This window comes from Parasporobacterium paucivorans DSM 15970, from assembly GCF_900141895.1.
Taxonomy (GTDB): Bacteria; Bacillota; Clostridia; order Lachnospirales; family Lachnospiraceae; genus Parasporobacterium; species Parasporobacterium paucivorans.
The window spans coordinates 22,911-44,868 of record NZ_FQYT01000017.1; the positions used below are offsets into that span (position 1 = coordinate 22,911).

Annotated in this window: 27 protein-coding genes and 1 riboswitch; of the genes, 21 read left to right on the forward strand and 6 right to left on the reverse strand. The window is 50.3% G+C overall.

Annotated elements, in window-relative coordinates:
- Nucleotides 1–7: 7 nt before the first annotated feature.
- The 3 genes from flgK to BUA79_RS08395 are packed head-to-tail and all read right to left on the reverse strand — an operon-like array spanning nucleotide 8 to nucleotide 2,342.
- A complete protein-coding gene (gene flgK / locus BUA79_RS08385; RefSeq protein ID WP_073993986.1) occupies nucleotides 8–1,564 on the reverse strand; it encodes a flagellar hook-associated protein FlgK in 1,557 nt (518 codons plus the stop codon).
- A 14-nt stretch (nucleotides 1,565–1,578) separates the two neighbouring features.
- Entirely contained in the window at nucleotides 1,579–2,025 is a 447-nt protein-coding gene (locus BUA79_RS08390) for a hypothetical protein (RefSeq protein ID WP_073993987.1), read from the reverse strand.
- Nucleotides 2,025–2,342, reverse strand: coding sequence for a flagellar biosynthesis anti-sigma factor FlgM (locus tag BUA79_RS08395; RefSeq protein ID WP_073993988.1), 318 nt, complete (start codon nucleotides 2,340–2,342; stop codon nucleotides 2,025–2,027). Before BUA79_RS08395 ends, BUA79_RS08390 begins: the two co-directional genes overlap by 1 nt.
- Nucleotides 2,343–2,492: 150 nt before the next feature.
- On the opposite strand from BUA79_RS08395, the gene BUA79_RS08400 reads away from it, so the two are divergent.
- A complete protein-coding gene (locus tag BUA79_RS08400) occupies nucleotides 2,493–3,911 on the forward strand; it encodes a hypothetical protein (RefSeq protein WP_073993989.1) in 1,419 nt (472 codons plus the stop codon).
- The gene (locus tag BUA79_RS08405) at nucleotides 3,898–4,176 is read left to right on the forward strand and encodes an EscU/YscU/HrcU family type III secretion system export apparatus switch protein (RefSeq protein ID WP_073993990.1); all 279 of its coding nucleotides are present in this window, start codon (nucleotides 3,898–3,900) and stop codon (nucleotides 4,174–4,176) included. The genes BUA79_RS08400 and BUA79_RS08405 overlap by 14 nt, the downstream gene beginning before the upstream one ends.
- 13 nt (nucleotides 4,177–4,189) lie before the next feature.
- On the opposite strand, the gene BUA79_RS08410 is transcribed toward BUA79_RS08405, so the two are convergent.
- The 3 genes from BUA79_RS08410 to BUA79_RS08420 all read right to left on the reverse strand — a co-directional run bounded on the left by BUA79_RS08410 (nucleotide 4,190) and on the right by BUA79_RS08420 (nucleotide 7,369).
- On the reverse strand, nucleotides 4,190–4,813 hold the full coding sequence (locus BUA79_RS08410; protein ID WP_073993991.1) for a PilZ domain-containing protein: 624 nt from the start codon (nucleotides 4,811–4,813) through the stop codon (nucleotides 4,190–4,192).
- Between the two features lie 128 nt (nucleotides 4,814–4,941).
- On the reverse strand, nucleotides 4,942–6,108 hold the full coding sequence (locus BUA79_RS08415) for a flagellin N-terminal helical domain-containing protein (protein ID WP_073993992.1): 1,167 nt from the start codon (nucleotides 6,106–6,108) through the stop codon (nucleotides 4,942–4,944).
- Nucleotides 6,109–6,307: 199 nt separating this feature from the next.
- Nucleotides 6,308–7,369, reverse strand: a complete 1,062-nt coding sequence (locus BUA79_RS08420; protein WP_073993993.1) for an HD-GYP domain-containing protein — start codon at nucleotides 7,367–7,369, stop codon at nucleotides 6,308–6,310.
- 278 nt (nucleotides 7,370–7,647) lie between these two features.
- A riboswitch (cyclic di-GMP riboswitch) is annotated at nucleotides 7,648–7,736 on the forward strand.
- A gap of 124 nt (nucleotides 7,737–7,860) precedes the next feature.
- On the opposite strand from BUA79_RS08420, the gene flgB reads away from it, so the two are divergent.
- The 19 genes from flgB (at nucleotide 7,861) to BUA79_RS08515 (ending at nucleotide 21,950) form a co-directional block, all read left to right on the forward strand.
- On the forward strand, nucleotides 7,861–8,241 hold the full coding sequence (gene flgB, locus BUA79_RS08425) for a flagellar basal body rod protein FlgB (protein ID WP_073993994.1): 381 nt from the start codon (nucleotides 7,861–7,863) through the stop codon (nucleotides 8,239–8,241).
- Nucleotides 8,242–8,260: 19 nt separating this feature from the next.
- On the forward strand, nucleotides 8,261–8,569 hold the full coding sequence (fliE, locus tag BUA79_RS08430) for a flagellar hook-basal body complex protein FliE (protein WP_073993995.1): 309 nt from the start codon (nucleotides 8,261–8,263) through the stop codon (nucleotides 8,567–8,569).
- A gap of 42 nt (nucleotides 8,570–8,611) precedes the next feature.
- Nucleotides 8,612–10,186, forward strand: coding sequence for a flagellar M-ring protein FliF C-terminal domain-containing protein (locus BUA79_RS08435; protein WP_073993996.1), 1,575 nt, complete (start codon nucleotides 8,612–8,614; stop codon nucleotides 10,184–10,186).
- Nucleotides 10,179–11,189 carry a flagellar motor switch protein FliG gene (gene fliG / locus BUA79_RS08440; RefSeq protein ID WP_094757386.1) on the forward strand — a complete coding sequence of 337 codons (1,011 nt, stop codon included), beginning with the start codon at nucleotides 10,179–10,181 and terminating at the stop codon, nucleotides 11,187–11,189. Before BUA79_RS08435 ends, fliG begins: the two co-directional genes overlap by 8 nt.
- Nucleotides 11,182–11,907 (forward strand): FliH/SctL family protein, encoded by a 726-nt coding sequence (locus BUA79_RS08445; protein WP_073993998.1) that lies wholly within the window; start codon nucleotides 11,182–11,184, stop codon nucleotides 11,905–11,907. The genes fliG and BUA79_RS08445 overlap by 8 nt, the downstream gene beginning before the upstream one ends.
- A gap of 12 nt (nucleotides 11,908–11,919) precedes the next feature.
- Complete coding sequence (fliI, locus tag BUA79_RS08450) at nucleotides 11,920–13,224, forward strand: flagellar protein export ATPase FliI (RefSeq protein WP_073993999.1); 1,305 nt, start codon at nucleotides 11,920–11,922, stop codon at nucleotides 13,222–13,224.
- Between the two features lie 18 nt (nucleotides 13,225–13,242).
- Complete coding sequence (fliJ, locus tag BUA79_RS08455; RefSeq protein WP_073994000.1) at nucleotides 13,243–13,692, forward strand: flagellar export protein FliJ; 450 nt, start codon at nucleotides 13,243–13,245, stop codon at nucleotides 13,690–13,692.
- Between the two features lie 51 nt (nucleotides 13,693–13,743).
- Nucleotides 13,744–14,853: a flagellar hook-length control protein FliK gene (locus tag BUA79_RS08460; protein WP_073994001.1), complete on the forward strand. Its 1,110-nt coding sequence runs from the start codon at nucleotides 13,744–13,746 to the stop codon at nucleotides 14,851–14,853.
- Between the two features lie 16 nt (nucleotides 14,854–14,869).
- Complete coding sequence (locus BUA79_RS08465) at nucleotides 14,870–15,307, forward strand: flagellar hook assembly protein FlgD (RefSeq protein ID WP_073994002.1); 438 nt, start codon at nucleotides 14,870–14,872, stop codon at nucleotides 15,305–15,307.
- Nucleotides 15,300–15,668, forward strand: a complete 369-nt coding sequence (locus BUA79_RS08470; protein ID WP_073994003.1) for a TIGR02530 family flagellar biosynthesis protein — start codon at nucleotides 15,300–15,302, stop codon at nucleotides 15,666–15,668. The genes BUA79_RS08465 and BUA79_RS08470 overlap by 8 nt, the downstream gene beginning before the upstream one ends.
- Before the next feature lie 81 nt (nucleotides 15,669–15,749).
- Nucleotides 15,750–16,685 carry a flagellar hook-basal body protein gene (locus tag BUA79_RS08475; protein ID WP_073994004.1) on the forward strand — a complete coding sequence of 312 codons (936 nt, stop codon included), beginning with the start codon at nucleotides 15,750–15,752 and terminating at the stop codon, nucleotides 16,683–16,685.
- A 28-nt stretch (nucleotides 16,686–16,713) separates the two neighbouring features.
- The gene (locus BUA79_RS08480; RefSeq protein ID WP_073994005.1) at nucleotides 16,714–16,914 is read left to right on the forward strand and encodes a flagellar FlbD family protein; all 201 of its coding nucleotides are present in this window, start codon (nucleotides 16,714–16,716) and stop codon (nucleotides 16,912–16,914) included.
- Nucleotides 16,915–16,949: 35 nt separating this feature from the next.
- Nucleotides 16,950–17,771 (forward strand): motility protein A, encoded by an 822-nt coding sequence (locus BUA79_RS08485; RefSeq protein WP_073994006.1) that lies wholly within the window; start codon nucleotides 16,950–16,952, stop codon nucleotides 17,769–17,771.
- Nucleotides 17,772–17,792: 21 nt separating this feature from the next.
- A complete protein-coding gene (locus tag BUA79_RS08490; RefSeq protein WP_073994007.1) occupies nucleotides 17,793–18,563 on the forward strand; it encodes an OmpA/MotB family protein in 771 nt (256 codons plus the stop codon).
- A gap of 22 nt (nucleotides 18,564–18,585) precedes the next feature.
- Nucleotides 18,586–19,593: a flagellar motor switch protein FliM gene (locus tag BUA79_RS08495; protein ID WP_073994008.1), complete on the forward strand. Its 1,008-nt coding sequence runs from the start codon at nucleotides 18,586–18,588 to the stop codon at nucleotides 19,591–19,593.
- A gap of 21 nt (nucleotides 19,594–19,614) precedes the next feature.
- Nucleotides 19,615–19,974 carry a response regulator gene (locus BUA79_RS08500; RefSeq protein ID WP_073994009.1) on the forward strand — a complete coding sequence of 120 codons (360 nt, stop codon included), beginning with the start codon at nucleotides 19,615–19,617 and terminating at the stop codon, nucleotides 19,972–19,974.
- Between the two features lie 14 nt (nucleotides 19,975–19,988).
- Complete coding sequence (gene flgC, locus BUA79_RS08505; RefSeq protein WP_073994010.1) at nucleotides 19,989–20,408, forward strand: flagellar basal body rod protein FlgC; 420 nt, start codon at nucleotides 19,989–19,991, stop codon at nucleotides 20,406–20,408.
- 31 nt (nucleotides 20,409–20,439) lie between these two features.
- Entirely contained in the window at nucleotides 20,440–21,591 is a 1,152-nt protein-coding gene (fliY, locus tag BUA79_RS08510; RefSeq protein ID WP_073994011.1) for a flagellar motor switch phosphatase FliY, read from the forward strand.
- Nucleotides 21,588–21,950, forward strand: a complete 363-nt coding sequence (locus BUA79_RS08515) for a FliO/MopB family protein (RefSeq protein ID WP_073994012.1) — start codon at nucleotides 21,588–21,590, stop codon at nucleotides 21,948–21,950. The genes fliY and BUA79_RS08515 overlap by 4 nt, the downstream gene beginning before the upstream one ends.
- Nucleotides 21,951–21,958 lie beyond the last annotated feature (8 nt).

The window sequence follows — 21,958 nt, forward strand, 5'->3', positions numbered from 1 at the left end:
CTGTTTCTTATCGTCCTACCACACCGGTGCCATTGATCAGTTTGTCCAGGGCCTCATCCAAGGTGGTCATGAGCCTTGCCGATGCGGAAAAGGCCTGCTGGTACTGGAGAAGGTTGATACCTTCCTCATCCAGGGAAACCCCGGAAACGGAATCCCGGGCGTTGGCAATCTGGTTCAGGACTGTCTGGTTGTTCTCCAGAAGGGCAGAGTTTGTGTTGCTGGCAATACCCATGGCTGTTTCCATGTTGGTATAGCATTCCTGGAAGTTCCCCAGGTAGAAGGTCTCCCCGTCTATGGCAAACTCTCTTTTTTGGGAGAGTGCATTGAGCATTTTCAGTACATTGTCGTTCGCAGTGGAACCGGCGTCCGCACTGGAGGCGGTAATGATGCGGATATTGCCATTGATCCAGTCGTCGGATATGCGGATATTGGAGGCGGTGAATGCATCTGCCCCGCCGGAGGCTACAAACAGGGGATGGTTTTCTGTAATGGCGGAAGTTGTGCCGTCCCCGTTATCGACGGTCCTTGTCTGGGAATTCAGGCTGTTCATGGTAGTGGCAAACTCATTTACAAATGCGTCAAAGTATTGCTGGTAGAAGGGCAGGCCTGCCGTTTCATCCCCGGAAAAGTCACCTGCCCGGTTGAGCATCTTGAGGGCATTTTCGAAGGAGCCGCCTGCCAGAGAATCCTTCAGGTCTGCACTTTTTACGCCCTTTGTATCCGTGACGAAGAAGGAAATACTGGTGCTGTCGTCCTGGATGGACAGGGATCCGTACCGGTTGTCGTCAATCAGCGTATGGGAAACACCCTGGACATCCCTGAAAGAAACGTTTAGAATATCGGTGGAGATACCGCCGGAAAAATTCTGAGTGGAGTATTTTACATCGATGGGCAGCCAGGCAGCCAGCTCATCCAGCTTTAAATTGCGGGAATCAATCAGCTCCAGGGCCGTATTGCCCAGGACCTGGCTGTTCTTGATGGTCTCGTTCATGGTGGCGATTTCGGACAGCAGGGTATTGATCTCTGTGGAATCGTTCTCCAGGCCGGAAACCAGTTCCGAGCGGGCCTCGTTCAAAGAGGTGGAGTACTGGTTGAAGTAGCTGACCAGCACCTGGCAGGAGGAGCGGACAGTCGTATCAAAGACCTGGTTTCCCACATTGGTCGGGTTGGACAGGGCGCTCAGGTTGCTGCCCAGGTCGCTGAGGCCCGTCTTCACGGCATCCCTTCCGGTTTCGTCAAATATACGGTTTATCATGTCCAGAGCATCCTGGGCGGACTGGCTGGCGCCTGTCCTGGAAGCCTGGCTGCGGTACTGGGTGTCCAGGTACGGATTCCGTATCTGGGACACGCCGGTGATGTCCACGCCGAAGCCTACGTTGGTGGCGGTAGTGGAACTATAGAAGCTTCCGTTCTGGGTGTTGAGGCTGACCATGTCAAGACGCTGCCTGGTATAGCCTTCCGTGTTGACATTGGCGATGTTCTGTCCGGATATGTCCAGGGCCTTCTGGCTGGCCTGCATGCCAAGCTGGGCCGTGGTAAAGCCGGCGAAAGTGGAACGTAACATATGTGAACCTCCGATTAGATGGTGTGGTTGGTGAATGGAGTGGTTGAAATGGCGGGCACGCCCATTTGGGTGTAGCCCTGGGAAAGAGCTGTGTTGACCTTGTGAAGGCTGACCTCCATAAGGCTTCTGGCATTGTCCAGGGTGTTGGTGAAAAGAAGCACGTTTTGGTCCAGCTGTTCCATCAGGGGAAGCAGAAGCTCCCTTTCCTGCGGGCTGCAGGCCGCACTGACCTGCTTTAAGGAGAAGCCCTTATAACCCAGGGCTTCCTGGATGGATTCCCGCTTCCGGTCAAATCCACGAAGCTTCAGGATCATGACCTGTTCCTTCTTCATGCAGTCCTCCAGAAATGAAAGTCGTTCCTTTCCGACAGCATGCAGCTTCTGCATCTCGACGGCCGCCGCTTCCGAGAAGAACAGGATCATCTCTTCCAGAATCTTCAAAAAATCAGAAAACGTATACATTATTCATCCTCCCCCGTGAGTAGAATCCGGACAGCGATTTCCTCCGGATCCGGCCTGTATTCTCCACCCTCCACCTGGTGTCGGAGCGCCTCCACCTTTTCGGGAGAGGAGGGCTGCCTGACCTGGAGGGATAATTTGGAGGCAAGGGCCGATGTGAAGGCTCTCCCGGCCACTTCGGATCTGTCGGACTGGATGGAAATGGAATCGAAACTCCTGGACTCCTTTCCGGTCTCCGCTCCTGTTGGCTCCGCCTTGCCGGAAGCCGGCTGGCCAGCGGGGTTTATGTTATGGCTTCTATTGTTGAATGAAATTCTCATGGCAATTCTCCTTCTAATTTTCCGTCAGCTATTAATTTCCCACGGTAACCTGCCGATATAACCATTAAAATACTGCTTTATCTTTGGGCATATATTCTTTATACTTTGTATATCGTCTGTTGAAAAATAAAATTAATAGTAGGTGGGAAAATGTCAAATGTTTTGAATGTGAGCAGCGCAATACCCGGTTATGATAATAACATAAAAAACAATCCGTATACAACAGTAAGTCCGGATCTGCGCAGCTATACGGATCCATCCAGGGTGGCCGGCCCCGCAGGAGATAACGATGCCAAGGGAGGGCAGGGGGCTGGACCGGGGTTGAATTATGACTCCAATTACGAGACCTTTACCCAGATGCTGAACGCATCTCCCCAGCTGACGAAGGTATTTGCCCGGATGCTTTTCGGCGGCCTGGCTGGCCTGGTGGAAGCCGGGATGGGGGACGCCTTTGCTGGAGATATTGCCAAATACATGGAAAGCCTGAAGATGACCGAAGGGGAGGCCACGGAGCTTTTAAAGAGCCAGGCAGAGGGAAGCGTCCGCTACCGGGGAGCTTTCTTCGGACTGCTCCGCCAGGTCATGAACGAAACATCCTCCATCGAGCTGAAGACCCGCATACTGGATTTTGTCCGACGCTATGGGGACATGGCCTCCGGCAAGCACATCCAGAACAGCATACAGGAGAACCTGAGCGACATCGAAAGGCATATGCTCAGTCCGGATCGGGAGCAGCTGAAGGGCATGGCCGGTCGCCTGGTGTATCCGGCTGGACCGGAGGGGACGGGGGAGAATGTCCGGATGCTGAAAAATGAAATCCTCCCCTTTTTGTCCCGCTATATAAGAAAAACCCATGACATGGGCCGGGTGCGGGATGCCATCAGCCTGCTAGCCTACAATACAGCCCGGTATGAAAACGGGGATTCCCAGGGTGTGTCCCATGCCTTCAAGAAGCTGCTGGGCTACCAGGCCTTTGCACGGCGCTTCAAGGGAGTGGATCCAGACGCCCTGATGGAGGGTCTGGCAAAGATGGACTTTGACAGGGAGGCCGGGAAAAATGAACGAGTACAGAATTTCCTGAACGTCCTGCAAAGGGGGCTTTCGGGAGAGGCGGGTCTGGAAAACAAGCAGGCCTTTGAGGACGTGCTGCAGGCTCTGCTGCTGAATGAAAGCGTGTACATGCCCCTCCTCCATCTGATGGCTCCCATGGAGCTGGAAGGAAAACAGCTCTTCTCGGAGCTGTGGATCGACCCGGACGCGGAGGATACGGGCAACGTGCTGGCCCGGGATCGGAAAATCAGGCTCCTGGTAAAATTCGATATAAAAGACGTGGGATATTTTGACCTGGTTTTATTTTACCAGGATGGGAAGGCAGATGTCCAGCTGTTCTATCCAGAGAAGCTTGCCTCCTCCCGGAAGATGATTGAAACCGGAGTGGGAGCAATCCTTGCCGGAAACAGCATAGAAGCCCGTTCCCTGAGCCTGGATGTAAGCCGAAAACCCCTGCAGCTGCAGGAAGTATTTCCCAAGCTTCTGGAAAGGAGGAATTCCGTAAATGTCAGAGTTTAATAAGGTCTTAAATAAAAAAGCGGCTGCACTCCGGTATGAGGAAGGCCGGAGTGCAGCGCCGGTAATCGTGGCCTGCGGGAGCGGGTATATGGCGGAGAAAATCGTGGAGATGGCCGGACAGAACGGAGTGCCGGTCTATGAGGACAATTCCCTGGCCACGGTCCTCTCCCAGCTGGAAGCCGGATCGGAGATTCCCCAGGAACTGTATCAGACCGTGGTGGATATCTATGCCTACTTCCTCCAGTTCGCCCCGGAAGGGAAATGAGAAGAGGCTAAAGTCAGGCGTTCTTCTGGTGGATCTGCTCCCGGAATACGAATTCCCGGATGACGGCCTCCTTGGCTACGGAAAGCCGGATGAACCGGCAGCCGTAGCCGGTCCTGTCCTGAAAGGGCACCTTCTGGCGGCGCAGGATGATGCCCTCCAGAAGCAGGGGAACGGAGCCTTTCTGAAACGGAAAGGAAAATTCGTTCCCCACAACCAGCTCTTCCTTGGCAATAAAGAACAATCCTCCGGCGCTGATGTCCCGGACGCAGCCCTCCAGGGTAATGTTATGGAAATCTGCATCTTTCGTGGATATGTCTATCTTGAAATCCGTCTTCACCTTAATGTCCCGTCTTCTCTGGATGACACCCCTCTCCTCCTCAAACCGGCAGTTTACGGAAAAATAACTGCGGTAATGGGGATGCACCACTTCCTTGTAGCTGTACAGGGTGCAAAGATAGGTAATCAGTCCGTCGATTGAATCATAAAACGTCACCTGGACCTCCGTGGACAGCTGCTCGGAATAATCATCCAGCAGGGCCAGGGAGGCCTTTTCTTCGTTTACAGATATGACCTGGGCGTCACAGATGAACTGGTTGTCTAAATTATAGAGGCTGCATTTCGAACAATTATCTAGCAAGCAGAGTCTTTCCTTTCAAGTGAATTATCTCTGTTTTAATTATCGGATAAATGCCCCCAAAGATAATAGAAGGCATGAAAAAAAGAAGGTGCCCTTTCGGACACCTTCCAAAACAACTGCTTTTGATATTACTGCAATAACTGGAGAACTCCCTGTGGAAGCTGGTTTGCCTGCGCAAGCATGGACTGGGAAGCCTGGGAGAGGATGTTGTTCTTGGTGAATTCCATCATTTCTTTGGCCATGTCCACGTCGCGGATACGGCTCTCGGCGGAGCTCATGTTCTCGGAAGTTACGCTTAAGTTGTTGATGGTGTGCTCCAGACGGTTCTGGGTGGCTCCCAAATCGCCACGTGTAGAAGAGACGGTGTTGATAGCGGCCTTGATGTCTTCGATAGCATCCTGTGCACCGGCCTGTGTGCTGATGTTGATAGCATTGATTCCCAGTCCTGTTGCATCCATTGCACCTACGGATACGGTCAGTTGATTGAAACTATCAGAGGTATCGCCAATCTGGAGGGTTAATCCCTCAGTAAGTGTGGATACTTCATTAGCTCCGTTGGCGAGAGTAAGTGTGCCAGCAACGGCCATATCAGTTCCAGTGGTGGCTCCTGAAAGTGTCAAGGACATGCCTGCACCTTGCTCGGATAGAAGAGTATTTATATCATCTTCTGTATAGGCTTTTCCGGCTACGAGGGTGACGGCGACATCTCCAGTTGCACCATCAACAACGACTCCTTCAGCTCCAGTGGCAAAAGTAATATCCTTATCGTTCATGGCTGCGCCGGCGTTATCAGCGCTTACAGATACAGCTACTGTTCCAGTTGTACCTGTTGCGTTGGCTGCTACTGCTGCAGCTGTAACTGCTTTTGTGCTCATAGTACCGTCCAGAAGCGCAATTCCGTTAAAGTTGGTTCCCTCAGAAATGCGGTTGACTTCTGTTCGCAGGGAATTAAGCTCGTTCTGGAGATTATCGCGGTCAACAGCATCACTGTATGTGCCATTGGCGGACTGGTCAGCCAGTTCTACCATACGGTTCAACATGCTGTGTACTTCGGTCAAAGCGCCTTCCGCGGTCTGTACCAGGGAGATGCCGTCTTCCGCGTTGCTCTTTGCTGTGTCCAGACCGGAAATCTGTGCCCTCATTTTTTCTGAGATGGCAAGACCGGCGGCATCATCGCCTGCGCGGTTGATCCGGAAACCGGATGATAATTTCTCCAGGTTTTTGGATACGGAAGTGTTGTTGGATGCCAGCTGTCTGTTTGCGTTCAGTGCTGTAATGTTGTGTTGAATTCTCATGTGTTATTTCCTCCTTGAAATTGAGTGGTTGCAGGAACATCCTTGTTCCTGTTGGTGCGGCATGGGCAGTTCGTGGTCTGGTAGAGACCTCAGGCTGCTTCCGGCTGTCGACTTGGCCGGAAAGGAAAATCCCCCCGAATGCCTTTCAAAGGTATTATCGGAGGGATTGGAAAAATATTAAGGGATTGGAAAAATAAAATTATAACTCTGCCATTTCATCCAGGATCGTAACGTCCGTTTCCTGGGCCAGGTTCACTTCGTAAGGCTCCGTCTCCGTTTCCCCTGCTTCCTGGAGAATCCGGATGACCGGCTGGAAGGGCAGGGAGGAGTTCTGGGAACTGACGATTCCGGAGCGCCCGTCTGAGAGGCGCACCAAGGTGCCGTTGGGATAGATGGCCAGCTGGGTAATGAAGATGTCCACCAGGCTGGTGTCCAGCTTGGTGCCGGCATCCTGGAGCAGGATGGAAACGGCTTCGCTGGCGGAAACGGCCTTGCGGTAGCAGCGGTCCATGGTCAGGGCATCGTATATGTCGGCGATGGCCACGATGCGGGCGAAGTTGTGGATACCATCATCCAGGATACCCTCGGGGTAGCCGCTGCCGTCCAGACGTTCGTGGTGATAGAGGGCTACGTTTCTGGTGATGGCGGACATGACGGGGTTTTCCTTGAGGATGTCATAGCCCAGGACGGTATGGGATTTCACATAGTTGAATTCTGTCTCGCTCAACTGGCCCGGCTTAAACAGGATATCCTGGTCCAGCACCGTCTTGCCGATGTCATGGAGCATTGCGCTTTCTGAAAGCAGGAGGAGCCTCTCCCGAGAGAGACCCAGCTGGGTCCCGAGTATCAGAGAATAGATGGCCACGTTCAATGAGTGGGAAAGGGTATTGGCATCCGTTGTTCCAATGCTATCCAGACTGACCAGCACATCTTCCCTGGAAATCAGTTCATCCAGGATGATATTGGAGGAATGAAGGAGGTTGGTAGAGTCTACGTTCCCTGTTTTCCGGAAGTTGTCAAAAATATTGTGGAGGATATTCCGGCACTTATGGATGGTCTTTTCGGAAAGGAGTTCCGTCACCTCGATACCTTCGCTTAAGCCATCTTCGACATAAAGGCTGCTGACACCCATGTTTCGGAGGGTGCGTATGTATTTATCCAGATTATGTACACCACGGTTGAGCATTAGCATGTTCTTGTAAAATACGGGTCTTGCCAGGTACATATCCGGCTTCAGTTTGTTTAATGGGACTTTTCTCATGTCTGTCTGCACTCCGAATTTCAAATATTGTGGTTCTGCCGCACTATGTGGGATTTACATAAAAATTGACAAAAAAATTAATTCGCATAGTCTATGTCGGCACGCAGAAGAGAAAGTTAATAGTTATACCTGAAAAAAAACATAAAATAATACAAAAAAATCATAAAATGCGCTTGTTTAACGTTGACAATCACAAAAATAACGTCTATACTCATTTTTATGATTGTTTTTCTGCCATAATCATCATATTCTGATTAACAACAAGCAATATTCAATTGAATTGAAAAAGGCAAAACCTTTCGAAAGAAGGTGACGCAAAGCCATGAGTCTACAGCAGTTTTACTGCCAGGATCGTCAGACCGCCACGAATGAAAAGGCATAAAATTTATGTTTGTTTCGTATGGGCACCCTTTGATGCCTATTTTTTATGGGGATTTTACGGGATACGAGCAAATCTACACAGCTTTGTACACAGAATAAGGAGAAGAAAAATGAATTCTATTTTTGGAAATTCCATTTCCATGTCGGAAAAATCCTTGGATTATCTCTGGCAGAAGCAGCAGGTGACATTGAATAATATCGCCAATGTGGATACCCCGGGATATAAAAAACAAGTTGTTTCATTTGAAAAAGAATTTCAAAAGCAGCTGGAAACAGCTGTAAAGTCAAACGATTCCTCCCAGATCAGGGAAACTATCAGTAATGCTAAAACAAAATTGAATACTACGTCAACGTCGGACAGATTGGACGAGAATAACGTAGATATGGATATGGAAAGCGTGGAGCTTTCCCGGACTGCTCTTCAGTATCAGTATATGCTGGATTCAGTCAACAATGACATCAGCCGTCTCAGGACGGTTATTAAGGGTTAGCAGAAAGGGGTTATAAATCATGAATGAATCATTTATCACGCCGATTATTCCGGTGAATTCCACCCCAGGATGGAACCCGGCTTCCGCAGTGGAAAAGGCGGAGGGGGATTCCCATTTCAAGGGGATTTTCCAGAGCGCTATTAAGGGCGTCGCCGAGTCGGAACAAGAGCTGGCTGGTCAGGAATACCTGCTGGCTACAGGGCAGATCGAAGATGCCCATGCAGTCCCCATTGCGGCGGCCAAAGCCCAGCTTTCGATAGACCTGTTGGTGCAGCTGCGGAATAAGGCCTTGGAGTCATACAACGAAATCATAAATATTAATATATAAATGATATAGCATTTATTTCAGGGAGGACGCAGTGAATCCAGTATGGAAAAAGTAAAAGATGTATTGGACTGGCTGAAACAGTTTGCCAATAAAACCAGTAAAAAGACAAAAATGATTATTGGAATCGTGGTTGGCGCAGTCATCGTGTTTGCAGTCGTTCTGGCAGCCATCCTGAACAACAGTCCCTATCAGGTGATGTTTGCGGACGTAAGCGAAGGAGAGGCTTCGGAAATCATTTCCATTCTGAAAAGCTCCGGAACGGATTTTCAGTACAAGAACGGCGATTTTCTGGTTAAAGAGGATGTGCTGGATCAAACCATGGCGGAACTTGTGTACCAGGGGTATCCGACCAGCGGCTTCACCTATAATGTGTTTACGGAAAATGCAAGCCTGATGACCACGGATTCGGATAAGAGAACCTATAAGTTGTATGAACTCCAGGACCGGATCGGCGCCACCATCCGGCTCTTTGACGGAGTAAAGGATGCCAAGGTCACAATCGCTCTGGGAGAACAGGAAAAATATGCCCTGACCGATGAGGACAAGAGCAAGGCAGGAGCCAGCGCCACGGTCATCATGAAGAACGGGGGATCCCCCACGAAGGAGCAGGCCTCCGCCATTCAGCGGCTCATAGCCAGAAGTGTGGAGGGGCTGGATTTTGAAAACGTTTCCGTCTTTGACGGAAATGGAATAGAGGTATCCGCGGACTCTACGGAAAATGCCGCCGGCATTGCAAGCGATGGGGCGGAACTGGCCAGGCTCCTGGAGGATCAGGTGACACTGAATGTCATGAATGTCCTTACGCCATTTTACGGGGCCGGGAATGTCCGGATTTCCGTGAAAGCGGCCATAAACATGGACCAGGTGGTAACGGAGTCCATAGCGTACAGCACCCCGGAAAAGACAGGGGAAGAGGACAAGAGCGGCATCGTTTCCAACGAAAGCGGATCCCGGGACGGTTCCGGAGGGAGCACCACAGATGGAGGGGCCGCCGGGACAGACAGCAATACGGATGTACCGGGGTACACCACAGGCGGAGGGAGCACCGGAAGTGGGGTCAATTCCGAAACCTACACAAAGGAGTATCTGGTAAACCAGATCCGGCAGCAGGGGACCGTCAGCCCGGGCGTGCTGGAGAATCTGACCATTTCCGTGGCAATCAACGGAGAGGATTTCAAAAGCCTGGATGAGGGGGAATTGCGTGCTTTGGTTGGAAACGCAGCAGGAATTGCGGCTTCGGACTATGAAGAGAAAATAGCCCTGGCGTCCGCTCCTTTCTTTGAAGAGGAAAAAGCAGCGCAGGAAATCCTTCCAGTCAGCAAGCTGGAACGCCAGTATATACTGATGATTAGCGGCGTGGCTCTGATCATAATCATTGCTGCAGTCCTTCTTGGCCTGAAAAAGAAGAAGAAAAAGAGCAGGAAGGCCCCGATGGCGGAAAATCCATCCGCCGCACCCCCTCCCAAGAAGAGGGAACAAAACGAGGAAGTCATCAACCTGCAGAATGAGCATGGAATGGAGCTGAAGAAAAGCATCCGGAATTTCTCGGAGCAGAATCCGGAGATTTCCGCTCAATTGCTGAAAAACTGGCTGAATGAAGGTGATCGGTATGAGTAGCTTACGAGGCCTGACCCCAGGACAGAAAGCGGCGGCGGTTGTCGTTTCGTTGGGGGTGGACAAGGCGTCCCAGATATATAAATTCATGGACAAGGCGGATGTGGAAAAGCTGACGCTGGAGGTGGCCAGGCTGGGGCACCTGGAGGCAGACGAAACGGAAGGCGTGCTGGACGAGTTCTATAAGACCTGCCTGACCCAGAAGGTGGTGACCGACGGGGGGCTTGAATATGCCCGGACCGTTCTGGAAAAAGCCTTTGGAGAATCCCAGGCATCTACCCTCCTGGACAAGGTGACGAAGTCCTTAAAAACCAAGTCCTTCGGATTTATTCGCAAGAATGACGTGAAAAGCCTGTTCCTCGTGCTGCAGCATGAAAGGGCACAGACGATAGCCCTGGTCCTGGCCTACACGGATCCGGAAATGACGGCATCACTGATTGAGGAGCTGCCACGGGCGAAGAGGCTTCAGGTAGTGGAATGCATCGCCCGGATGGAGAGCGCTTCCCCGGAAGCCATAAAAATCGTGGAAGAGCAGCTGAAAAGGAAATTCTCCTCCATCCTCACTACGGATTACACCACCATCGGCGGAATAGACTACATTGCAGATGTCATGAACCGAATGGACAGAAGCAATGAAAAGCTGATTTTTGATGAGCTGGGCCGCAAGGATGCGGAACTTACGGATACCATCCGCAAGAAGATGTTCGTATTTGAAGATATCATTGCCATGGATGACAGATCCATCCAGAGGTTTATCCGGGAATGCGATCCGAAAGATATCGTTTATGCACTCAAGAACGCAAACGAGCAGGTATCCGGTATGTTCTTCGCCAACATGTCTGCCCGTATGGCAGAGACCATACAGGCAGACCTGGAAGTCACTGTCAATGTCCGTCTGAGGGATGTGGAAGAGGCGCAGCAGAAAATCGTCAATACCATCAGACGGCTGGAAGAGGAAGGCGAACTGATCATCAACAAAGGAGGAAAGGAAGAAATCATTGGCTAGGAATATGAAGGATGAAGGGGTGAGACCCTACCAGTTCTACCTGCAGTTCGGAGAGGAACTGACCCGGGTGCAGCCGGAGGAATTGTCCGGATCGGACTGTTCCGAGTCAGAAATCGTGCTTCTGGAGGCCAGGGAGAAGGCCGGGCAGATTCTGGAGGAGGCCAGGGCTGAGAGCGAAAAAATCCGTTCAGATGCCTATGAAACGGCTGCCCGGGAAGGGCACAAATCCGGATATGAACAGGGCCGGCAGGAAGCCTATGAGGAACATGCCAAAAAGCTGCGGGAAGACACGAACCGGCTAGAGGAAGAGATAGCCCGGGCCATCGAGGATATGGAGAACAAAAAGGCCCTAATGATGGAGACCCATCTGAATGACCTGAAAAACATCTCCGTTTCGATAGCGGAAAAAATCATTAAGACCAGCCTGAGCGCAAGCGAAGAAATCATCAAGAGGATGATCATATCCGCAGCGGACAAATTGAAGAAATCCCAATGGGCGAAAATATATATATCGGACAGCGACTCGGACCGTATAGTGAAGGGCGACGCAGCCCTGATACGAGAACTGGGGAAATTGTCCGACAACATCAAGATTATTGCCATGGACGGGGAAGAAGAAGGCACCTGCATCATCGAGCTTCCGGAGGAAATCATTGATGCCAGCGTGAATACCCAGCTTGAGAATATACGGGACATTCTGAATAATGCAAGATTATAGCGGGAGAGGGATATGCTAAAGGATTTGCCTGAGCTGATACTGAAATCAGAGACAAAAAGCCACATCGGAAAAATTGAAAACATCGTCGGAATGGCGATTGAGTCTTCCGGTGGGCGAGCCAGTATCGGGGATATCGCCATGATTTACAATGAGGACCGGAAGAAGCAGATTCCCGTGGAAGTGGTGGGCTTTAGGGACGACAAGATCCAGCTGATGGCCTATGAGAATATGAACGGCATAGCCTCAGGAAGCTTTGTCCGCAACACCCGCAACCGCCTCAAAATACCAGTGGGAGAGTTCCTGCGGGGAAGAGTCATTGACGCTCTGGGAAGGCCCATGGATGAAGGAGGGCCTTTTGAATCCCCAGCCTATTATTATGTGGAGAATCCCTACATCAATCCCCTGACCAGACCACCCATCGACGAGCGCCTTGATTTTGGGGTGAACGCCATCGATGGACTGAACAGCGTGGGGAAGGGCCAGCGTATCGGCATATTCGCCGGCAGCGGCGTGGGAAAGAGCACCCTTCTTGGCATGATTGCCAGAAATGTCAAATCGGACATCAATGTGATTGCACTGGTAGGGGAGCGTGGACGGGAAGTCCGGGAATTCATAGAAAAGGATCTGGGTCCCGAAGGAATGAAACGATCCGTTCTGGTGGTAGCCACATCGGACCAGCCGGCCATGCTCCGGATGAAATGTCCTCTGGTGGCCACCACCATCGCAGAATATTTCAAAGATCAAGGGAAGGATGTCCTCCTGATGATGGATTCCCTGACACGGTTTGCCATGGCGCAGCGGGAAATCGGGCTGGCCACAGGGGAACCGCCGGTGGCCAGAGGCTACACCCCTTCTATTTATGCCGAATTTCCCAAGCTTCTGGAACGGAGCGGTAAATTTGAGAAGGGATCCATAACCGGTGTATATACGGTTTTGGTGGAAGGGGATGACACCAACGAGCCTGTGGCAGATACGGTCCGGGGCATTTTGGACGGCCATATCGTCCTCAGCCGCAAACTGGCCAATGAAAATCATTTTCCGGCTATCGACATCACGGGCAGCATTTCCCGACTGATGACCAATATCGTATCGGACGAGCACAGGGATCTGGCAGCCAGGCTCAGGGACATCCTCAGTATCTACGAAAAGAATGAGGACCTGATTTCCATAGGCGCCTACAAAGCGGGAACCAATCCCAGGCTGGATTATGCCATCCAGAAAATCGACAGTGTCAATGCCTTCCTGAAACAGGAGATAGAAGAAAGCCATTCTTATGAGGAGATTCTGAATAAACTAGAAGAAATCGTAAAACAGTAAAGGCGGTAAAAGAAGAATATGAAGAAATTTCATTTTTCATTGGATTCGGTGTTGCGGTTTAAGGAACAGGTGTTGGACAGCCTCAAAAACGAGCACGCGCGTACGCTTGCCCGGGTGTCAAAAACAGAGCAGGAACTGAAAGAGCTGAAGGACCGGCACTGGGAGAACGCCACCCGATTTAATGAAAACAAGAAAAATGGAGCGACTATTATGGAGATGCGTTCCACGGAGGCGTATCTGCAGGTATTGGACCGCAGGATCGAAATGGCCGCAAAGGAGCTGGAAATCCTAAAGGCGCAAGAACAGGAAAAACGTAGACTAGTCATCGAAGCCAATAAGGAGACTGCCTCTATAGGCAGGCTGCGGGAGAAGAAGTTGGAACAGTATTTGAAGGAAGTCAGGAAAAAAGAAGAGATATTCATGGAAGAATTTGTTTCCAATGCGCGCCTGAAGCCAGCACAGGGATAATTCTGTCAGACAGATTATCATAGATATTTCAGAAAGAAAGGAGGAGAAGAATTGGTAAACATGACAAGCGCTGTTCCGGTAACTGGCACAAACGTATCGGTCAGCAAGAATCCAGAGGATGCTGATATCCTTCTGCCGGCTGGATTCAAGGAACTCCTGCAGGCTCTGGGAACAGAAGGGAATGCCCGTTCGGGCGCTGCGGCTGTACCGCTTTCCATTATCGAAGATTCTGGGGAAGCGGAAGTACAGATGCCGGAGCAGGAAGAAAAGCCGGATATCATGCCGGAATTGGCGGTGGGCCTGATGACCCAGGAAATGATGACCGCGATTGCTGCCATGAAGCCGGAGACAAGGGTGGAAAAACCGGAGGGTACGGTCAACCCCGGTATAGCGCAAATCGCGACAGAGCCTGTCCCGGTGCAAAAATCCATCCAGAAGCCTTTAAAAAAAATCGGGCAGGTCAATATCCCAAATGAGGAGTCGGGAGGCGATCGGGCACCGATGCCGGAAATTCCTGGCGGGAAGAGCATGCAAATGGAAACCGTTCCCGCAGCTTCCTCAGCCTCAGCGGCTGATACGGCACCAGCAATCAGGGTTTTGGATGAGGCTTTGCCCCGGTCAGAACAGGTAACCGCGGAAGAGACAGGCGGCGAAATGGCGGCGGCATCCGTGAGGTCGGAACCGGCGAGGGAAATCGCACAGGCACAACCTATTAAAATAGAGGAGTTGAAGCAACCGATACCTGCTAAAGGGTCAGATCCCATCATTGATACCATCGTAGAAAAGATTACCGGGATGGAAAAGGCCTTTGAAATCCAGATGTATCCGGAAAATCTCGGGAAGGTTTCCATCAAGGTCAGCTATGGGCAGGATGGAACCAACATATCCATTGTCTGTGAGGATAAAAAAACCATGGAGCTTCTGGTGCAGAACGCAAAAGATATCGGAGGCATCATCGAGCAGAACCTGGGTACGCCTACCACGATTTTCGTGGAGAAAGGAAATGATCCAAACTACCTGGACCAGGAGGGCCGGCACCAGGGGCAGAGGGGGAGGCATCCAGAGCCCGATTCCAAAAAGGAGCAGGAAAAAGAAAATACCATGGATTTCCTGCAGCAGCTGCGGCTGGGGCTTATAACCGGCAGCGGATACCATGGATAAAAGGAGGTAAACAGAATTGGATTTGAATTCGATTGGGAATTATCTGGGAGCAATCAAGCCGGGCAGTGTAAAGGACGAAGGGGGAGCAAAAAAAACCGGAGGACTGGGTATGGAAGACTTCCTGCAGCTATTTTCGGCACAGCTGAAATACCAGGATATGTCAAGCCCCATGGATAACTCGGAGATGATGAACCAGCTGACCCAGGTGTCATCGGTAACGGCCATGGAAACCATGACGGAGCAGATGGACAGTATCGTCAGGATGACCACGCTGACGTATGCATCATCCATGATTGGGAAAGAGATTACCATTTCACAGGACAATGTCCTGGATGTGCCGGTCAAAGGGATTGTAACGGGAGCAGGGGTATACAATAACGAACCCTGTGTGTATGTAAACGGCACAGCATATAGCCTGTCAAAAATAATGGTGGTGGGAAATACAAATGATTAGAAACATCAACCCGGTAAACAGCGCAGGACAGCTGCAGCGGGAAATCGCTACAAACAGAGCTGGACAGAATTTTGCTGATATCCTGAAGGGGAAGCTGGATGAGGCAAGCGGTCTGCAGTTCTCCAGACATGCTGCTCAGAGGGTGGAACAGAGGGGGATGGAAATTACGGATTCGCTCCTGTGGAATCTCAGCGGTGCGGTGGAGAAGGCAAGGAGCAAGGGTGCCAGAGACGTAGCGGTGATTGGGGATTCGGGAGCATTCATCGTAAATGTGCCCAACAACGTGGTGGTCACAGCCATGGACAGAGAGGAAATGAAAGATAATATCTTTACCAACATCGACAGCGCCGTAATTATATAGCCGGACCATTTATGGAGGCTTGCCCTTCTGCCCGACTGGCAGAGGGGGAAATGGCAAAAAAAAGAAGGGGGAATCTTTAAAATGGTTAAATCAATGTTTTCCGGCGTGTCCGGATTGAGGTCACATCAGCAGAAAATGGACGTAATCGCCAATAATATTTCAAACGTAAATACATGGGGGTATAAGGCCGCTACCTATTCCTTCAAGGATGCGGTTTATCAGACCATCAATGCATCCACTGGCGGAGACGGGGAAACGGGAGGCATGGGAGGGACAAACGCTTCCCAGCTTGGATATGGAACCGCCACCGGGTCCGTCACTACATCCTTCACCTCTGGGGCCATGGCTACATCAGACAGTCCTCTGGACTGCATGATCGATGGAACCGGGTTCTTTATCGTGGGCCCCATGAACTCGGCCCAGATAGACATTTCCACGGGCGACCTTTCTGCCTCTGGCCTGTACTTATCCAGAGTCGGGATTTTCTCTACAGACAATAACGGATATCTTGTGGATAGTTCCGGATACTACGTGTACGGGGCCCAGTCAGGAACGGTGGGGTCTAGTGGAACAGAGGGGGAGCTTGCGGATACGATTTCTCCCATCTGCATACCGGACTACGTCCCGGCGGATGGAGACCCGGTGGGAAAAACTTCCTATGACATCCAGAGCTATTCCATCAGTGCGGACGGAACCCTTCTGGGCGTGGATAAGGATACCAACCGAACCATTGTAATCGGGCAGATTGCCCTGGCGGCGGTGGAGAACCCAAATGGCCTTGAGAAAACCTCCGGCTACTATTACTCCATCGGAGACAATGCAGGGGATGTAACCGGAAACCTCACAAATGGCGGAGCCCTGGGGCGCATCAAGAGCGGGTATCTGGAGCAGGCCAACGTGGACCTGGCAAAGGAATTCTCCGAAATGATCACAACCCAGAGGGGATTCCAGGCCAATTCAAAGATCATCACGGTTTCCGATGAAATGCTGGAGCAGCTCGTTAACATGAAACGATAGTTATTGAAAGCGCAGCAGGGGGAAGAGAATGATCCGGTTAACCAGACTGAATAATCAGGAAATCGTCATAAACAGTGCACAGATTGAATGCATAGAGGTCATCCCGGAATCGAAAATCATCATGATGAACGGGAAGTTCTACATTGTGCAGGAAAGCATCAGGGAAATAATTGAAAAAACGAAGGAATATGCGGCGGCGGTAAGGGATATGTCACGAAATATGATTTAACGTGCATGGAAAAACGGCATCAGGGAGGCCTGAAAATGGATTTTACAAGTATTATCGGATTAGTAGCGGGCATTATTTTAGTTGTTTATGGCATAGGGATGGATAAAATCGGAAATTTCCTGGATACACCCAGTGCCCTGATTGTAGTCGGTGGAACGGTAGCGGCAGTTGTTGCAAGTTTTCCGTTGCGTATCCTGAAAAATGTTCCCAAGCACTTTAAAATTTTGTTGCAGGGGAAAAACAATCCGGCAAAAATCATAGAAGAAATGGTGGATCTGGCTCAGTTTGCCAGAAGAAACGGACTGCTGGCACTAGAAGACCGGGCGAATGAACTGAAGGACCCTTTCTTTAAGCAGAGTGTCCTGCTGATTGTGGATGCCATGGACACGGAGAAGGTTAGGGAGCTGCTGGAAACCCAGGTGGATATGATGTCCGACCGCCATGAAGAGAATACGGTGCTGTATGACAAAGCGGCGGCCTACTCCCCTTCTTTTGGCCTCATCGGGACACTCATAGGACTTATAAACATGCTTAAATCAATGAATATGGACGCAGGCGGTTCCAACGACATGGGAAAAAATATGGCTGTGGCCATGATAACAACATTCTACGGTTGTGTGCTGGCCAGCCTCGTTTTTTCCCCGATTGCTAAAAAGTTGCGGATACGAAACGAGGAAGAGGTCCTGTATAAACAGCTGATCATAGAAGGAGTGATTTCTATCCAATCCGGAGATAATCCCAAGTTCCTAAAAGAAAAGCTTGTCTCCTACCTGGAACAGGGACAGCAGAAAAGGATACTGGAGGGGAAAGACTCTACTGGAAAAGAGAAAGCAGCACAGGAAGCAATGGATCTGTAAACGTAGAAACAGGGTGATGGAATGGGAAAACCAAGAAAGAGAAAGAAATCGGATGGCGGCGGATACAACTGGATGGACACGTATGGGGATTTGGTAACACTGCTTCTTTGCTTTTTTGTGCTCCTCTATTCCATTTCTGTCGTCGATCAGGAAAAATGGGTTGCCCTGGTCAAGAGCATGAACCAGGAAGTAGTGGAGGAGACCGGAACACAGGCAAACCCACCAGGAACGCCTTCCCAGCAATCCGAAGAAACGCAGCCGGATACCGTAACCCCGAGTTTTGATGATCTGTACGATGAGTTAAAGGCGGCAGTCCGGGAACGAGGCCTGGAGGAATCCGTAGGGCTGAGCAAGGGAGAAGGCTATACCTTCGTTTCCTTTAAGGATCAGGTGTTTTTTTCCGGAAACAGCTATGCGCTGACCAACGAGGGCAGGAAAATTCTGGATACATTTTCCCTTGTTTTGGGAAACTTCAATGATGTCATAAAGGAGGTGGAGGTTCTAGGATATACCTCCCAGGCGCCTCCGGGCCAGCCCAATGACATTTATACAGACAGGATACTATCCGCGAACCGTTCCACAGAAGTCGTGGCCTACGTCCAGGCAAAAGGAAGCGTGAGTCCGGAAAAGCTGGTGCAGGTAAGCTTCGGGCAGTACAGACCCATCGCCTCCTACGAAACGGCAGAGGGGAGGGCGCAGAACCGGCGGGTGGAGATGATCATCGCGGAGGAAGGCGTCGAACAGAAGAGCCTGGACGCATATTATGATGAGATTTACAAGCAAAATCAATAGATAGTAAAGGCGGATGGTACCAATGGCAGACGTATTATCACAAAGTCAGATAGATGCACTGCTCAATTCACTGAGCGGGGGAAATGCGTCGGATCAGGCGGCGGAAGACGAGAACAAAGGGCAGAATAATTTCAAAAAATATGATTTCACCAGTCCAAAGAAGTTCACTAAGGACAAATTGAAAATATTGAAAAATGTATACGAAAACTATGCCAGGATTGCGTCATCCCAGATAAACAGTCTTTTCCGGGTTTCCAGCGAAGCGGAGGTCATAGCCGTGGAGGAGCAGAGGTATTATGAATTCACCAATGCCTTAAGTGAAAATGATTTTATGACCCTGGCTTCCGTGACGCTGCCATACAGGACCAAAAATCCGCCGGTTCTGATACATGTATCCACACCGGTCATGATTTACCTGATGGATAGGATGCTGGGCAGCTCTGGGGCACCGGAGATAGTGCCGGACGGATATTCCTATACGGAGATCGAACAGGCATTGTATGAAAAAATCATCCATTATCTGATTGCAATCATGACGGATGCCTGGACCGGGTATATCAAGATGGGTATCCATTTTGACCGAATCCAGAAAAATCCGGGACTGGTGCAGGAAATCGGTGTCGATGAAACGGTTGTCATCATCGTACTGGAGATGAAAATGGAAAGGATCTCCGGCAAGTTCAGCATATGCGTGCCCGGAAGCCTCCTTACGGGCGTATTCGCCGCCATGGACAAGAGGAAGCATATTTCTCAGGAGGAAGGCTCGGAGGATGTGGAAATCCGGGAGGAGATCCTTAACAATATCAAAAATTCCAAACTGGAAGTCACGGCACAGCTGGGGACGGCACAGCTGAAGCTGGAAGACATATACAAGCTGAATGTGGGGGATGTCATTAACCTGAACAAGCCAAAGGATTCACAAATCCAGCTTTCAGTAGCCGGGAAACCCTGGTTTAACGGACAGCTTGGCGTGTATAACCGGAATGTGGCGGTCAGGCTGGAGGATAGGTTAGAAGAAGAAAAAATATGAATTTGAAAGGTATGGGAGAAAATGGCTAAAATTTTACTGGTAGATGATGCTGCTTTTATGAGGATGATGTTAAAGGATACGCTGACCAAGAATGGCTATACGGACATTTATGAAGCGGAGGATGGCCTGCGGGCGGTGGAAACATATATGGAAATCAACCCGGACCTGGTTATCATGGACATTACCATGCCCAACATGGATGGTCTGGAAGCTTTAAAGGCTATAAAGGCAAAGGATCCAGGCGCAGAGATCGTCATGTGCTCCGCTATGGGACAGGAAAGCATGGTAATCGAGGCGATAAAATCCGGTGCAAAAGATTTTATCGTCAAGCCGTTTAAACCGGACAGGATTCTGAAAACCGTTGCCAGCATCGTTAGCTAAAGGAGAGAATAGAGATGTCGTTCCTAAGTTCTATGGATATTTCCGCCTCGGGCATGACGGCACAGAGGCTTCGTCTGGATGTCGCATCCGAGAATATTGCCAATATGGAAACCACCCGGACAGAATCCGGTGGATCCTATAAAAGAAAAACAGTCATTCTTGAGTCTGCCGAGTCCGGAAGCTTCCGGAAGGCCCTGCAGAAGGCGGCAGGTGTTGTCGCTACTGCGGTAGCGGATGAAGAGGCAGGATTTGAGCCCGTCTACAATCCGGACCATCCGGATGCGGATGAGAACGGGTACGTACAGATGCCCAATATCAGCCTGATAAAAGAGACAGTGGATAGCATGTCCGCCACCAGATCCTACGAGGCAAATATTACTGCATTTAACGCAATGAAGACTATGGCACAGAAAGCACTGGAGATAGGTAAATAAGACGATTCCATTGTAAGGAGAATATATACGTATGAGTTTTATTAATTTTACCGAGTTAGAGATTGATGCCATAGGGGAAATTCTGAACATCAGCCTCGGATCATCGGCTACCGCTATTTCCACTCTGCTGGAGAGCAGGGTCGATATCACTACGCCCGTTGTGAAAGTGGTGACCAGGGAGGAATTTGAATATAAGAACCTGGAGCCGGCGGTGGGGGTAGAAATCACATATGTTTCCGGATTAACGGGCAGCAGCGTTATGGTCCTGAAAAGACGGGATGTTAAGACAATCGTGGAAATGCTCATGAGGACGGAGATTCCGGAAGAGGAGTTCGAACTGGATGCAATGAACCTCAGCGCCATTTGTGAAGTGATGAATCAGATGATGGGTGCATCCTCCACGGCCCTGTCCGAGTTTCTGAGCAGGCGAGTTAACATTTCCACCCCAGTATCTTTTGAGATAAACAATATCAGCGATTTCAAGGATAAGTACTTTATTCAGCCGGATGACACCATGGTTGTGGTTGGGTTCACCTTAAAGATATTGGATAAGATCAATAGCGAGTTCATCAGCGTCATGACGCCGGACCTGGCAAAGGAGCTGGTGAAGGGATTTCTGCCTGATGCGTACGAACCAGAAAATATAGTGGAGCCGGAGAAGGAACCTGCGGGGGATAGAATGCTTTCCCAGGAAGAAATCGAGAAAATGATGGCGGCAGCCTCAAGACATGAGACCGTACCGGAAATCAAGCCGGAAATCAGGCCGGAGTCGGTCCAGAACTCGCAGGATATGAATCGGATGATGCAGCAGATGCAGGAAATGATGGAAGCAATGCACAAGCAGGAATCGAAAGCCGCCAGCGAACCGAAGCTCATCAATGTGCAGAATGTTCCATCGGTTCATTTAAAGCAGGAAAGTGCTGCCGGCGGGGAAGAAAAGGAGAACATGGAGCTGATCCTCGGCGTTCCCCTGGACGTTTCGGTGGAGATAGGCCGCACCAGGAAGACCGTCAAGGATATCCTGGAGTTTTCAAAAGGATCACTGGTAGTTTTAGACAGGCTGGCAGGCGAACAGGTGGATCTGTTCGTTAACGGCCACTGCATCGCAAAAGGGGATGTGGTAGTTGTGGAGGATAATTTCGGCATCCGCATCACTGAAATCGTGAAAAGAGATATTGTATGATAGAAAGCATCGGAACCGCCGTGTTTACGCTGGCAGTGGTGGCAGCCGTCATTTACCTCAGCTACGTATCCACGAAATATATAGCAAAAAAGAATATCGGAATGCAGCGGACTTCCAGCAGGTACATGAAGGTGATTGACCAGATGGGCATGGGCAAGGATAAATCCGTGGCCCTGATCCAGACGGGCCTGAACTATTATCTGGTGGGATTCTCAGGAAGTGGGATAACGCTCCTGGCCCAGTTGGAGGAAGAAGACCTGGCAGAGCTGCCCAGGGAAGAATCCTTCGGGATGAATGTACCGACAGATTTCAAAGGCATCCTGGAAAAAATTGATCAGTTTAAGAACAGAAGGAAATAGGGGATAAC